The sequence below is a fragment of the Streptomyces sp. DH24 genome, assembly GCF_029813775.1.
Taxonomy (GTDB): domain Bacteria; phylum Actinomycetota; class Actinomycetes; order Streptomycetales; family Streptomycetaceae; genus Streptomyces.
Map to the genome: position 1 here is coordinate 13,973 of NZ_JARVKW010000015.1, position 14,027 is coordinate 27,999.

The following is a 14,027-nucleotide window of genomic DNA, read 5'->3' on the forward strand; positions in this document are numbered from 1 at the left end:
CCGGCGGCATCCATTGGATGACTTTCCGGCATCACTTCTGCCGGTTCCTGCAGAATGTTCGGCCAACTGTCCTGCCAAAACAGGATCCGGGCGGCAGCGCTCTGGAGTTCCCGACGGCGGAACTCCATACTCTCAATCCGTGCATTCACCACTCCCCTTCAACGCGCGCGCCGCCCGCATCCTGCGCGAGAAACTCGGGATGGCCCCCGGCCACGTCGCCTACGGCATGCGCGCCTCCTACGGACTCACTCACATCACCCCCGACCACATCGCCGCGTGGGAACGCGGCACCGCCGTGCCCACCGCGAACGAACTCACCGCGCTGGCCGGCGCCTTGTGGTGTGCTCCCCGCGAACTCATGGGCGCCCCCCGCACGTTGCGGGAGCACCGGCTGGCCCGCGGACTCGCCGCCGAGGACGTCGCCCGCGTCACCGGGGTCGGCCTCGACGCCTACCTCCACATGGAGGAGACCGGCCAGTGGACCGGCACCAAGGGGCAGTCGACGGCACTCGGCGACCTGCTCAAGCTGCCCCCGCGGGACTTCGTCTCCATCACCGGTCAGGAGGGCGAACTCGCCCACCTCCTCACCGAGGCGGTCTCCACACGCTGGCAGGCCCACATCCGCGCCATCGCCCGCCTGGTGTCCCTGGACCGGCGCGACCTCCAGGAGCCGCTGCGCGCCATGCACCAGGAGTACCAGACCCTGCTGGCGGCCACGCTCAGCCGGGCCGGCGGCGCCACCGCCTCCGGCGAGGCCGGGCGGCAGTTCATCGACGACATCGTGAACAACTTCTGGTCCCGGATCCCGGAGCGCTGAGCGCGCGGCGCGCGGCATCGACGGGGCCACCACCGATGTCCCGGACGGCGTTCCGAACGTATTCTCGACCCGTCCGCACCCGCACCGCCCTGGAGTACACATGGCCCTCGACGTCGCCGCGATCCGTGCCCGGGTCCCCGCCCTGAAGTCCGGCTCGGCCCGCTTCGACGCGCCCGGCGGCACCCAGACACCGCAGCCGGTCGCCGACGCGATCGCCGAGGCCCTCACGCGCCCGCTGGCCAACCGCGGCCGGCTGACCGAGGGCGAGCGCAACGCCGACGGCATCGTGCTGGAGGCCCGCCGCGCCCTCGCCGACCTGCTCGCCGCCGACCCCCGCGCCGTCGTGTTCGGTCGCAGCGCCACCCAGCTCGTGTACGACCTGGCGCGCACGCTCGCCAAGGACTGGGGTCCGGGCGACGAGGTGGTCGTCACCCGGCTCGACCACGACTCCAACATCCGGCCCTGGGTCCAGGCCGCGACCGCGGCCGGCGCCACCGTCCGGTGGGCCGACTTCGACCCGGAGACCGGTGAGCTCCGCCCGGAGCACATCGCGGCGGTGCTGTCGGAGCGCACCCGGCTCGTCGCGGTCACCGCGGCCTCCAACCTCATCGGCACCCGCCCCGACGTGCCCGCCCTCGCCGCGCTGGCCCACGAGGTGGGCGCGCTGTGCCACGTGGACGCCGTGCACTACGCCTCGCACGCCTGCGTCGACCTGGCCGGGCTGGGCGCGGACACGCTGGTCTGCTCGCCGTACAAGTTCCTCGGCCCGCACCTGGGCGTGCTGACCGGGCGGCTCGAACTGCTGGAGTCGCTGCGCCCGGACAAGCTGCTGCCGTCCGCCGACACCGTCCCGGAGCGCTTCGAACTGGGCACGCTGCCCTACGAGCTGCTGGCCGGGGCGCGCGCCGCCGTGGACTTCCTCGCCGGTCTGGCGCCGGGCGCCGCGGGCGGGGCGGGTGACCGCAGGGCGCGGCTGCGCGCGGCCTTCGCGGCGGTCGAGGAGCACGAGGACGCCCTGCGGGGGCGCATCGAGCGGGGGCTGGCCGGGCTGGGCGGCGTCACGGTGTACTCCCGCGCGGCGCGGCGCACGCCCACCCTGCTGTTCACCGTGGCGGGCCGGCGCCCGGCCGAGGTCGCGCGGCACCTGGCGGAGCGCTCCGTGGACGCCCCGGCCGGGTCGTTCTACGCGCTGGAGGCGTCCCGCCGGCTCGGACTGGGCGACGAGGGCGGCGTGCGGGTCGGGCTGGCGCCGTACACCTGCGACGAGGACGTCGACCGGCTGCTGGAGGCGCTCGGCTCCCTCGCATGCTGAGCGGCCCGGCACTGCTCAGCGGCCCGGCGCTGCTCAGCCGCCCGGCGCTCAGGACGTGGCGCAGCCGTACCCGTTGAGGGTGAAGGCGGGCGGCGGGGCGTTCCTGCCGCGCCAGGAGGCGAGGAAGCCGAAGGTGACGCTGCCGCCCGCGCGGACGGTCCGGTTGTAGTCGGCGGCGGTCGCCGTGACGCGGTCGCCGTCCTGGGTGTACGTCGCGTCCCACATCTGGCGCACCTGCTGGTCGTCGGGGAACGCCCAGGCGACGCGCCAGGCGTCCAGGGCGGCCTCGGTGGTGACGGTGACGGTGGCCTGGAAGCCGTCGGGCCACTGGTTGACGAGGTCGTAGCGGACGTGGCACGAGGGCGGCTCGGCGGTGTCGGGGGCGGGGGTGCTGCGGCCTCGGGACGTGGCGGACGGGGTGTCCCGGGGCGCCGGTCCGGGGCCGCTCCGCTTGCCGGGCGGCCGGGACGTGGCGCTGCGGGACGGCCGCGGCGACCGGGACGGGGACGGCGACGCGGCGGACGGCGACGCGGCGGACGTCGGCCCGGCGGTGGGCACGGCCAGGGTCGGGACGGCGACCGGTCCGCGGTCGGCGGTGCCCCCGGCCTCGGCGGCGTCGGTGGGCGGGCTCTGCGGCATCAGCGAGACGGCGAGCGCCAGCAGCGACACCAGGACGGCGGCGACGAGCAGGCCGCCGCGCACGACGCGCGCCCTGTGCGCACCGTCGTCCCCGAACGCGGGCTCGGCCTCCGGCGCGTCGGGCCGCCCGGCGCCGAGCCGTACGTCGGCCGCGCGCCTGCGGCGTTCCAGATAGGCGAGGCCTCCCCAGCCCAGCACTCCCCCGGCGAGCGCGCCGGGCAGCGCCGCGCCCTGGCGCAGACAGGCGGCGGCCTCCGCGCAGCGGGCGCAGGTGGCGAGGTGCCGGGCGAGGTCGGCGGGGGCCTCATGGGCGGGTGAGCGGGTGACGGCGTCCAGGAGCCGGGCGTAGCTGCGGCAGCGGGCGTCCATCGGGGTGTCGAGGTGGTTGCGGCGGCAGCGTTCCCGGAACAGGCCGCGGACCTGGGCGAGTTCGTCGGCCGCGTCGGCCGGGTCCAGGCCGAGCCGGCGGGCGGCGGTGGCCAGCGGCAGCGCCTCCACATCCACGAGCCACAGCAGCGCCGCGTCCGTCTCCTGGAGGTCGCGCAGGGCGCGCAGCGCGACCGGGCGTCGCAGCGGCGGCCCCGTCCAGCGGTCCGCCTGGCCGGAGTTGAGCCACAGCCGCAGGTCCGGGTCGAGCCCCTGGCCGCGCCCGCCGGCCTCCCAGGCCGCCGCGGTGACGCGGACGGCGGTCAGCAGCAGCGGGATGCGGGGCAGCCGGGGCGCGCGGCGGCCCCGGGTGGTGTGCTCGGCGGCGCGGGCCTCGCGCATGCCGCGCGCGAACGCCTCGGTGGCCAGCTCCGTGGCCGCCTCCGTGCCCGCCGTGCACAGGTCGGCGTAGGAGAGGACGGCGTCCCAGCACTCGGAGAACAGCGCGGCCTCGGTCGCGTCCCGAGGGGTCGGCAGGTCGGGCATGGGTCTCCCGCATCCACGAGCGAGGCCAACTCACCGCACGTGGGGTGGAGTTGCGAGAAACCTCGCGGCAGGGCACGAAGCCTTGCACGCCGCCCGCGCCACTGACAAGCGGCGCAGGGCAATCCGGTGACCGGGCCGCCGCCCCGGCCACCGGACGAGGCCGTGACGGCCGGGCCGGCCGACGGGGCGCCCGGCCCGGCCGTCACGCCTCGACGGGTTCCGTCGCCGACAGGCTGTCCATGAAGGAGCTGACGGAGAACACCGCGCGGCCGGGACCGGGCGGGCCGTACCCGGGCGGCGAGGACAGCCCGAAGTCGTCCATCGTGGCGCGGTAGGCCTCCAGCAGGCGGATGTGGTACTCAAGCGGCGCGCCCTGCGGATTGGCCTTGCCGAGCGGCGTGGTCGGCTCCGGGCACCAGGTGGTGAACCGGGGCGTGATGCCGTGCGACATGAAGAAGCGCAGGCCCTCGGTGGTGGAGGCGATGGCCTCGTCCACGCTCGTGAAGCCGAACGGCTCGGCCATCTCCACGCCCGCCACGAAGTTCGGGATGACGTTGCGAGCGCCGAAGACGTCCGCCGAGTCCAGGATGCGGCGGTGCCACTCGTCGCGGCCGACGTAGCGCTCCTTGCCGGGGCAGTACAGCTCGAACAGCCGCCGGTCCCACACCTCGAAGTTGGGGTGGTAGATCTGCACGCCGTAGTCCTTGAAGCGCTGCACGTCCGGCTTCGGCAGCGCCTGCGCGACGACCTTGCCGATCCAGCGGCCGGGGAAGCGCTCCTCGATGGCCTTGGCGTAGTGGCCGTAGAAGTCGGCCTCGTCCCGGCCGGCGATCTTCGACGTGATCGCGCCGCCGGTCAGCGTGTACGCGGTGGACGCCTTCTGCGTGTCGTACCGGTCGATGATCTCCAGGGCCTCGAGGACCTCGTCGACGTCCTTGACTCCTGTATACGGTCGACCGGCGGCCTTGTGCTGGCGCCAGTTGTGGTTGATGTCGCAGTACTGGCACTCCTCCTTGGCGCCGAAGTACTGGCAGACCCGGAAGACGGTCAGGTAGATCAGGTAGCCCCACTGGATGGTCGGGGCGACCTCCATGACGGACTTCCCGTTGGACAGGGTGTGCCGGTAGTACTCCGGCATCGGCGGCACGCCGACGTCCGCGATCCGCTTCCCGTCGAGGTAGAGGCCGAGCATGCCGTCGTCGTTCGCGGCGACGCGGTACGGCGAGGACGGGTTCACGCGCACCGAGACGACCGTGCGGCGCAGGTCGTACGGGCCGCCGGTGAGGATGATCTCCTCGGGCGGGCGCCTGAGGGCGGCCTCGCCCAGCTCGGGCAGGGTGCCGTGGTCGAAGGAGAAGATGAAGTACGACTTCGGCTTGACCTCGCCGCCCTCGTTGTCGCTGAGCGCCGAGGGGTCGAAGGCGAGGCCGCCCCGGAGCAGGTCCTCCTTGAAGACGGCTTCCCGCGGCACGTGCGGGAACCGCTCCATCAGATCCTCGACCAGCGCGGTCCGGCTGCCCATCGACGTGTCTCCTCCCGGTTCGGACGTACGACTCCTCACGGTATGCCCCGCGCCGGGCGCGGTCCGCGCCGGGTCCCCGGCGTGCGGTGGGCACGGCGGGCGGGGCCGGTCGCGGCGCCCGGCGGGAAAGCGCTTCCTCCCGGAGGGTCCCCGGCCGTGGCCGGCCGGCGGCGGGGAGGTAGGTTCCGGCGGGAACCTCCTGGTTCTCCATGCCTCGGGAAGGACGACTGATGACCGAGACCGTGACCAACTGGGCCGGCAACATCACCTACGCCGCCAAGGAACTGCACCGGCCGCGTTCCCTGGAGGCGCTGCGCGCGCTCGTCGCGGACAGCGCCCGGGTGCGGGTGCTCGGCAGCGGACACTCGTTCAACGAGATCGCCGAGCCCGGCGCGGACGGTGTGCTGCTGTCGCTGGCGGACCTGCCGGCCGAGGTCGACGTCGACACGGCGGCCCGTACGGTGCGGGTCGGCGGCGGCGTCCGGTACGCGGAGCTGGCCCGCCAGGTGCGGGCGCGAGGGCTCGCGCTGCCGAACATGGCGTCCCTGCCGCACATCTCGGTGGCCGGTTCGGTCGCGACGGGCACGCACGGCTCGGGCGTCGGCAACGGCTCGCTCGCCGCGCCGGTGCGCGAGGTGGAGATCGTGACGTCGGACGGCGCCACGGTGACGATCGGCCGGGACGACGAGCGGTTCGGCGGCGCGGTCACCTCGCTCGGCGCCCTCGGTGTCGTCACCGCGCTCACCCTCGACCTGGAGCCGTCCTTCGACGTCGAGCAGCACGTGTTCACGGAGCTGCCGCTGGACGGGCTGGACTCCGGCACGTTCGAGACGGTGATGGCGGCGGCGTACAGCGTGAGCCTGTTCACCGACTGGCGCGCGCCGGGCTTCCGGCAGGTGTGGCTGAAGCGGCGCACCGACCAGCCGCTGCCGAACTTCCCGTGGGCGCCGCCCGCCACCGAGAAGATGCATCCGGTGCCCGGCATGCCGGCGGTGAACTGCACGGAGCAGTTCGGGGTGGCGGGGCCGTGGCACGAGCGGCTGCCGCACTTCCGGGCGGAGTTCACGCCGAGCAGCGGGGCGGAGCTTCAGTCGGAGTACCTGATGCCGCGACGGTATGCCGTCGACATGCTGTATGCGATCGACGGGATCCGGGAGACGGTCGCCCCCGTACTGCAGACCTGCGAGGTGCGGACGGTCGCCGCCGACGAGCAGTGGCTGAGCCCGGCGTACGGCAGGGACACCGTGGCGGTGCACTTCACCTGGGTCGCGGACACGGCCGCGGTGCTGCCGGTGGTGCGGCGGCTGGAGGAGGCGCTGGAGGGCTTCGAGGCCCGGCCGCACTGGGGCAAGGTGTTCACCACCCCGGCGGAGGCGCTGCGCGAGCGGTACCCGCGGCTCGGTGACTTCCGGGCGCTGGCGCGGTCGCTGGACCCGGCGGGCACCTTCGCCAACGCGTTCGTACGGTCGGTCCTCGCCGGCTGACGCGGGCCCGGCCGGTCCCGTGGGGCGGGCCGGGAAGGGCTTCGTCGACCCCCTTTCCCAACCCCTTGTCGAATGTCCGGGCCGCCCATAGCCTTGCGCCGCGCCGGTACCGACGCGGGTCGGGACCGGCCGGGCAGAAGGGATGGGGAACGACGCCGGTGATGCGCACCTCACGTGACATCCGTACCGCGAACCGCTACGAGGTGCTGCGCCAGATCATCGCCGAGTCGCCCACGTCCCGGCCGGAGTTGGCGGCGGCCACCGGTCTGAGCCTCGCCACGGTCGCCACGCTCGTCGGCGAACTGCTCGACCTGGGGATGATCACGGAGGTCGGCTTCGAGGACTCGGCGGGCGGGCGCCCGCGCGGGCTGGTGGCCGTCAACGCGTCCGGGGGCGCGCTGATCGGCGTGGACATCGCGGAGACGTACGTCCGGGTCGAGCTGTTCGACCTGGCGCTGACCGTGCTGGCCCGCGCGGACGAGCGGATGCGCCCCGGCGAGAGCCGCCCGGAGCAGGTGGTCGGGCATGTCGCCGCGGCCGTCGGCTCGGTGGTCGCGCGGGCCGGTGTGGAGGGCGCGCGGGTGCTCGGCGTCGGGGTGAGCGTGCCCGGGCAGGTGGACCGCGCCACGGGGCGCTCGGAGTACGCGCCGAACTGGGACTGGCACGACGTGCCGCTCCTCGATCTGCTCGCCGAGCACATCGGCCATCCGCTGTACCTGGACAACCCGCTGCGGGCCTGCGCGGTGGCCGAGCTGTGGTTCGGGGCCGCGCGGGGCCGCGGGGACGCCGTCGTGGTCAACCTGGGAACCGGCGTCGGCGCGGGCCTCGTGCTGGGCGGCGGGCTGCACCGGGGCGTCAGCAACAGCGCCGGCGAGTGGGGCCACACCACGCTCGTCCTGGACGGGCGGCCGTGCCACTGCGGCAACCGCGGGTGCGTCGAGACGTACGTCGGGGCGCCCGGGATCATGCTGAACCTGCGGGAGTCGGACCCCGGCAGCGCGCTGCTGCGGCCCGGGGACCAGACCGCGACGATCGACGCGCTCGCCCGCGGGGTCGCGGCGCACGACCCGGTGGCCGTCGAGGTCGTCCGGGACACCGCCCGTTACCTGGGCGCCGGGATCGCGGATCTCGTCAACGTGCTCAATCCCGAGGTGATCGTGCTGAGCAGCTGGGTCGCGGCCACGCTCGGCGAGCCCCTGGTGCGCGAGGTGCGCGAGGCGGTCGTCCGGCACGCGCTCGGGCGGCCGCTCGCCGCCACCGAGATCGTCCTGTCCCCGATCCCCACCGACCCGGTGTGCCTGGGCGCCGCCACGTTCGCGCTGGAGGGCGCGCTCCAGTCGGTCGGGCAGCGCAACACCGCCGGGCGCGCCTCCCACGCGAGAAGCCGTATCGCACCGTCGTCGTGACGGCGGAGCGGCCGGGAGGTCACCGGGGCGGACCGGCGCGGCGGGCCGGTTCGGCGGGCTGGTCCGGCGGGCCAGTGCGGTGGGCTGGTGGCGGGCCAGTGCGGTGGGCTGGTCCGGCGGGCCGGTCCGGCGGGCCGGTTCGGTGGTTTCACCGGCCTCCTGTTCCGGCAGTACTTCCTGGGGTTCCCGAAGGAGCTGGAGGAGGCGGCGCGTGTGGACGGGCTCGGTGACCGGGGCGCGTACCGGCATGTCGTCGTGCCGGTACGCGGGTGCCCCGGCGCCCGGACGGTCCGGGCCGCGCTCTCCTCGCACCCGGCCGACCGGACCGTCGGCCACGACCTGCCACTTTCATGGCCACCGCCCCTTCCGTCCCGCCTCCGCTGTCCGTGTTCCCCTTCCTCCGGCGTTCCCCTTCCTCCGGCGTTCCCCTTCCTCCGGCGCCGGCTGGTGGAGGGGATCGCGCAGACCGGCATCAAACAGCTGAGCTAGGAGACCGATGACCTTCCGCCGATCCCCCGATTACGTCGAGGACGTCTCGCCGGGCCGCGGGACGCTGCCACCCCGCGCCTGGTACGCGTCGTCCGACGCGAAGGCCCTGTCCCTGAACGGGCGTTGGCGCCTGCGGCTGTCGGCGACCGCCGGCGCCGAGGACGACGCGTTCGCCGCGCCCGGGTTCGACGCCGGGGACTGGGCCGAGGTCACGGTCCCCGGCCACTGGGTCCTGCAGGGCGACGGGGCGTTCGGCGCGCCCGCCTACACCAACCACCGCTACCCGTTCCCCGTCGACCCGCCGCGCGTCCCGACGGAGAACCCGACCGGCGACCACCTGCGCACCTTCGACCTGCCGGACGACTGGCCCGACCCGTCGGCGGGCGACGCGGTCCTGCGGTTCGACGGTGTGGAGTCCTGCGCCCGGGTCTGGCTGAACGGCACCGAGCTGGGCGAGTTCAAGGGCTCACGGCTGCCGCACGAGTTCGCGGTCGGCCATCTGCTGAAGACTGTCGGCAATGTTCTGGCGGTCCGTGTGCACCAGTGGTCGGCCGGCTCCTACCTGGAGGACCAGGACCAGTGGTGGCTGCCCGGCATCTTCCGTGACGTGACGCTGCTGCACCGCCCGGCCCGGGCGGCCGGCGACTTCTTCGTGCACGCCTCCTACGACCACGTCACGGGCGCGGGCACCCTGCACGTCGACTCCGACGTCCCCGGCCGCGTCACGGTGCCCGGTCTCGGCGTCGACGTGGCGACCGGCGAGTCCGTGACCGTCCCGGTCGAGCCGTGGTCGGCGGAGACGCCGCGCCTGTACGACGGCGTGCTCGCGACGCCGGGCGAGCGGGTCCGGCTGCGGATCGGCTTCCGCACGGTGGCGCTGGAGGACGGCCTGATCAAGGTGAACGGCAGGGCGGTGCTGTTCAAGGGCGTCAATCGCCACGAGTGGCATCCGGAGCGGGGCCGCGCCCTCGACGTCGAGACGATGCGGCAGGACGTGCTGCTGATGAAGCGGCACAACGTCAACGCCGTCCGCACCTCCCACTATCCCCCGCACCCGGCGTTCCTGGACCTGTGCGACGAGTACGGGCTGTGGGTGATCGACGAGTGCGACCTGGAGACCCACGGCTTCACCGAGCAGGCGTGGCGGGACAACCCGGTGGACGACGACCGCTGGACCGCGGCCCTGCTGGACCGGGCGGCCCGCATGGTCGAGCGGGACAAGAACCACCCGTCGGTCGTGATGTGGTCCCTCGGCAACGAGGCCGGCACCGGCCGGGGTCTGACGGCGATGGCCGAGTGGATCCGTGGCCGGGACTCCTCGCGGCTCCTGCACTACGAGGGCGACATCACGTGCCGCGACACGGACGTGTACGCGCGCATGTACGTCCCCCACGCCGAGGTCGAGCGGATCGGCAGGGGTCTGGACGGGGGCTCGCGGCGGCGCAGGGGGCTGCCGTTCATCCTGTGCGAGTACGCGCACGCCATGGGCAACGGCCCGGGCGGACTCGCGGACTACCAGCGGCTGTTCGAGAAGTACGAGCGGTTGCAGGGCGGCTTCGTGTGGGAGTGGATCGACCACGGTGTGCGGCACCGGGAGTACGGCTTCGCGTACGGCGGGGACTTCGGCGAGGAGCTGCACGACGGCAACTTCGTGTGCGACGGGCTGCTGTTCCCGGACCGCACGCCGTCGCCGGGGCTGGTCGAGTACCGGAAGGTGCTCGAACCGGTCCGCATCGAGGGCGACGGCGCCGACGGCACCGTGCGCGTCACGAACGGGTACGACTTCGCGGACCTGTCGGCGCTGGCCTTCGAGTGGTCGTACCAGGTGGACGGCGAGACGGTGGAGTCGGGCCCGCTGCCCGTGCCGCCGCTCGCGCCGGGCGAGTCGGCCGAGGTGAAGCTGCCGCGGCCGGACGGCGACGCGGGCGGCGCGGAGACCCGGTGGACGGTACGGGCGCTGCTGGCCGCCGACACCGCATGGGCGCCCGAGGGGCACGAGGTGGCGTGGGGCCAGGTGGCCGCGGCCGGGTGGACGCCGCCGTCCGTCGCTCCGGCCGGGCGCCCGGTGGTCGACGGGCGGCGGATCACGCTGGGCCCGGCGGAGTTCGACGCGCGCACGGGTGCGCCGCGCACGATCTGCGGGGTGGCCGTCGAGGGGCTGCGGCTCGACGTGTGGCGGGCGCCGACCGACAACGACCTGGGCGCGGCATGGCAGCCGGACACGCGGTACGGGCTGCTCTGGCGCGGGCTGGGCCTGCACCGGATGCGGCACCGGCTGGACGCCGTCGAGGTGACGGACGAGGCGCTGACCGTGCGGACCCGGGTGGCGCCGGCCGGGGCGGAGGTCGGTCTGGCGACGGTGTACCGCTGGACGTCGGACGGCGACCGGCTGCGGCTGGCGGTGTCCGTGACGCCGGAGGGGGACTGGACGGTGCCGCTGCCCCGGCTGGGCGTGCGGTTCGGGCTGACGTCGGGTGCGGACCGGGTGCGCTGGTTCGGCGGGGGTCCGGGTGAGGCGTATCCGGACACCGGGTCGGCGTCGCGCGTGGGCCGTTGGGAGTCGACGGTCGACGGTATGCAGACGCCGTACGTCCGTCCGCAGGAGAACGGTGCCCGTGCCGATGTCCGCCGGGCGGAGCTGGGTGGTCTGCGCGTCGAGGGCGACCCGGAGTTCTGGTTCACGGCCCGTCGCTGGACGAGCGAGCAACTGGACGCGGCGGCGCATCTGAGCGATCTCGTGCCGGGCGGCACGGTCTGGGTGCATCTCGACCACGGCCAGCACGGCATCGGCTCGCAGTCGTGCGGCCCCGGCCCGCTGCCGCGGTACTTCCTGACGGTGGAGCCGGCGGAGTTCGCCTTCGTGTTCTCGGCCGCGCGGGACTGATCCCGGCGGCACCGCCCGCCGCGGCCGGCGAGCCGAGGGGCGCGCCGGCCGCGGCGGTCGGTCAGTGGTCCGCGCAGCAGGGCGTCGGGTCCGGGACCTCGATGGGCACGTGGACGCCGCGCGAGGCGGGCATCACGGTGAGGACCAGTTCGCCGTTCCGCCACTGCGGCCGCACATGGTCGCGGGTCGCCACGAGGGCGTCCGGCGGCGGCGCGTCCGGTGACCCGAGCCGGGCGACGCGGTCGATCGCGGAGCGGCCGAGCAGTTCCGCGACGGTGAGCGTGCCGGTCAGGGCGGCGGCGCCCGGGTAGAGCACCGCCCTGCCGTACGGGTCCGGGACGCCCGCCGTCACCCGGTGGCCGTCGGCGGTGAGCCGTTCCCGGGCGGTGCGCAGGAGCGGCTCGGACGCGAAGGTGAGGGACACGGCGACGCGCGGACGGTCGCCGCGCACGAGGTGGGTGCAGCCGAACACGTCCTCGGGGAGGGCGGGTCCGGCCGCCAGCGCGTGCAGCAGACGGTCGGCGGCGCGCAGTTCCCGGGCCCCCGTGTCCAGCGTGAGGGCGTGCGGGGTCACGACGGCAGGACCCACACCGGGTTGGAGTAGAACCACAGGTCGAGCCACGGGTCGGCGTCGCCGACGACGTCGAGGGCGGGGCCGGCCGGGTCGACGGCCGCGCCCATGGCGCCGACGGCGGACCGGTTGCCGTCGGTACCGCGCAACCGGACGTACAGCGGGCGGTCGACGCGGCCGAGGTCGTAGGTGAGGCGGACGGTGCCGGCGGTCTGGTTCACCTCGTAGGACTTCACGACCCTGGCGGTCGGGGCGGTGAAGGTGTCCTGGTCGGCGACGGGTCCGGTGACGTCGCCCTGGATGACGTCGACGCGGGCCAGGCTGGGGAGGAATCCGGCCCAGTTGGGGCCGCCGGCGAGGGCGACGTCGGCGGTGAGGGTGACGCGGGAGCCCTTCTTGACGTGCAGGGCGCCGCCGAGGGTGGCCCACTTGCCGGCGCCGGAGACACGCACGTCGAGGCCGCTGATCAGCTGGCCGTGGTCGACCCAGACGCGGCCGGCGCGGATGCCGTCCATGACGGCGGCGTAGGAGAAGCCGTCGGCGCCGACGTGGGTGCGGCTGTACTGGCCGGGCCAGTAGTCGCCCTGGGTGACGTCGATCCGGCCGCCGTAGACGGGGTCCTCGTAGCGGCCGTTGGCGTTGAAGTCGCCGCCGGGGCCGCGCACGGCGGTGTCGGCGTAGACCTGGTGGGAGTCGGAGTTGGCGGTGATCCACCAGGGCTTGCCCTCGGCGAGGAGGCTGTCCCACAGGCCGCCGACGGTGGCGGTCATCCAGTCGAAGCCGCCCCAGGTGCGGTAGCTCTCCAGGGGGTAGCCGGGGAAGGAGTTGGCACCGGGGTTGTTGTCGTAGATGCCGCGGGCGCGGCCCATGCCGAGCGGCTGGGGCAGGCCGGCGGCCTGGTGGCCGGGGGCGCCCTCGAAGCCGACGGCGATCTGGTGGGCCGGGTCGGTGGCGTCGCGCCAGGCGCGGATCTCGTGCGGGGAGTCGACGCCGCGGCGGGCCGGGTGGTTGGCGAGCATCAGCGCGTCCTTGATCATGCGGCGCTTGATCTGCTCGCCGAGGAAGGCCAGGCCGGCGACGGCCAGTGCCTCGTTGGCGGGGGTGGAGTCGGAGGCGCCCTTGACGCTGCCGTCGTAGTCGGTCTCGAACTGCTTGAGGACGGAGACCTCGTTGCTGCCGGGGTGCACGAAGACGGTGCCGTGCTCGGCGGCCGGGATGTTCCACTCCAGGCCCTGGAAGACGAGGGTGTCCTCGTGGGCGGCGCGGGCCGCCTTGATGTCCGGGTTGACCTTCTCGACGCCGATCCTGGCGTGCGTGGTGCTGCCGTGGTCGGTGATGACGAGCCAGTCCATGCCGTGCTTGGCGCCCTGGCGGACCTGGTCGACGACGCGGTACTTGCCGTCGCTGCTGTACTGGGTGTGGATGTGGTGGTCGCCGGCCAGCCACAGGAAGCCCTTGGTGCGGCGGCCGTTGGTGGCGGCGGCGGCCGGGGCGGCGCCGGCGGTCTGGCCGAGGACGCTGCCGGTGGCGAGCCCGGCGCCGAGGAGGCCGGCGCGGCGCAGCAGGGAGCGGCGCGACTGCTGGTCGGGGGTCAGGGCCTCGTCGGGTACGGAGGTGTCGAGGGCGGCGGGCAGGGGTGCCGTCGTCTCGTGCCCGTGGTGGTGGTCGTGTCCGTGACCGTGGTGGTGATGCCCGTGCCCGTGTCCCATGGTGTGCCTCCCGAGTGCCGCGGCCTTCTCGCGGCTGCCTTCCGCGGCGCGTTGTCGCCGCGTGGGGAGGATCAATGAGGAAGATGAACGTTGAACGACTCATGGGCGGGCGGTGCGCGAAGGCCCGTCGGCACGTGAGAGTCCGGGGCGGGAGCCGCTCCGCCCCGGCGGGCCGCGCCCGTGCCGGCCCCTGCCCGGCGCGTCCCCCCGCACTGTGGGAAACTGCGCCCGGCCCCCGGCCCGGGCCCCGCCCGTCCCTGGCCCCGCCCCCGGAGGAATCCC

9 protein-coding genes are annotated in these 14,027 nt (G+C 74.5%); 5 read left to right on the plus strand and 4 right to left on the minus strand.

What is annotated here, in order from left to right; genetic code table 11:
* The first annotated feature begins 139 nt into the window (after window positions 1–139).
* Window positions 140–817: a helix-turn-helix transcriptional regulator gene (locus tag QC282_RS14430; RefSeq protein WP_279549737.1), complete on the plus strand. Its 678-nt coding sequence runs from the start codon at window positions 140–142 to the stop codon at window positions 815–817.
* A 100-nt stretch (window positions 818–917) separates the two neighbouring features.
* Window positions 918–2,129, plus strand: coding sequence for a cysteine desulfurase-like protein (locus QC282_RS14435; RefSeq protein WP_279549739.1), 1,212 nt, complete (start codon window positions 918–920; stop codon window positions 2,127–2,129).
* A gap of 48 nt (window positions 2,130–2,177) precedes the next feature.
* Here QC282_RS14435 and QC282_RS14440 read toward each other — a convergent pair whose 3' ends face one another.
* Both QC282_RS14440 and QC282_RS14445 read right to left on the minus strand, forming a co-directional pair.
* Window positions 2,178–3,680, minus strand: coding sequence for a cellulose-binding domain-containing protein (locus QC282_RS14440; protein WP_279549740.1), 1,503 nt, complete (start codon window positions 3,678–3,680; stop codon window positions 2,178–2,180).
* A 202-nt stretch (window positions 3,681–3,882) separates the two neighbouring features.
* Window positions 3,883–5,202, minus strand: a complete 1,320-nt coding sequence (locus tag QC282_RS14445; protein WP_279549741.1) for a radical SAM protein — start codon at window positions 5,200–5,202, stop codon at window positions 3,883–3,885.
* Between the two features lie 230 nt (window positions 5,203–5,432).
* On the opposite strand from QC282_RS14445, the gene QC282_RS14450 reads away from it, so the two are divergent.
* The 3 genes from QC282_RS14450 (at window position 5,433) to QC282_RS14460 (ending at window position 11,465) form a co-directional block, all read left to right on the plus strand.
* A complete protein-coding gene (locus tag QC282_RS14450) occupies window positions 5,433–6,686 on the plus strand; it encodes a D-arabinono-1,4-lactone oxidase (protein WP_279549742.1) in 1,254 nt (417 codons plus the stop codon).
* A gap of 161 nt (window positions 6,687–6,847) precedes the next feature.
* Window positions 6,848–8,092: an ROK family transcriptional regulator gene (locus QC282_RS14455; protein WP_279549743.1), complete on the plus strand. Its 1,245-nt coding sequence runs from the start codon at window positions 6,848–6,850 to the stop codon at window positions 8,090–8,092.
* Between the two features lie 496 nt (window positions 8,093–8,588).
* Window positions 8,589–11,465 (plus strand): glycoside hydrolase family 2 TIM barrel-domain containing protein, encoded by a 2,877-nt coding sequence (locus QC282_RS14460; protein ID WP_279549745.1) that lies wholly within the window; start codon window positions 8,589–8,591, stop codon window positions 11,463–11,465.
* A 61-nt stretch (window positions 11,466–11,526) separates the two neighbouring features.
* Here QC282_RS14460 and QC282_RS14465 read toward each other — a convergent pair whose 3' ends face one another.
* Together QC282_RS14465 and QC282_RS14470 are read right to left on the minus strand one after the other, a co-directional pair.
* On the minus strand, window positions 11,527–12,039 hold the full coding sequence (locus QC282_RS14465) for a hypothetical protein (RefSeq protein WP_279549746.1): 513 nt from the start codon (window positions 12,037–12,039) through the stop codon (window positions 11,527–11,529).
* Window positions 12,036–13,745, minus strand: a complete 1,710-nt coding sequence (locus tag QC282_RS14470) for a PHP domain-containing protein (protein ID WP_279549747.1) — start codon at window positions 13,743–13,745, stop codon at window positions 12,036–12,038. Before QC282_RS14470 ends, QC282_RS14465 begins: the two co-directional genes overlap by 4 nt.
* Window positions 13,746–14,027: the final 282 nt, after the last annotated feature.

Coding starts and splice junctions, on each gene's coding strand:
- QC282_RS14455 (WP_279549743.1), top strand. CDS start 6,848: ATGCGCACCTCACGTGACATCCGTACCGCGAACCGCTACGAGGTGCTG.
- QC282_RS14470 (WP_279549747.1), bottom strand. CDS start 13,745: ATGGGACACGGGCACGGGCATCACCACCACGGTCACGGACACGACCAC.
- QC282_RS14435 (WP_279549739.1), top strand. CDS start 918: ATGGCCCTCGACGTCGCCGCGATCCGTGCCCGGGTCCCCGCCCTGAAG.
- QC282_RS14440 (WP_279549740.1), bottom strand. CDS start 3,680: ATGCCCGACCTGCCGACCCCTCGGGACGCGACCGAGGCCGCGCTGTTC.
- QC282_RS14445 (WP_279549741.1), bottom strand. CDS start 5,202: ATGGGCAGCCGGACCGCGCTGGTCGAGGATCTGATGGAGCGGTTCCCG.
- QC282_RS14450 (WP_279549742.1), top strand. CDS start 5,433: ATGACCGAGACCGTGACCAACTGGGCCGGCAACATCACCTACGCCGCC.
- QC282_RS14460 (WP_279549745.1), top strand. CDS start 8,589: ATGACCTTCCGCCGATCCCCCGATTACGTCGAGGACGTCTCGCCGGGC.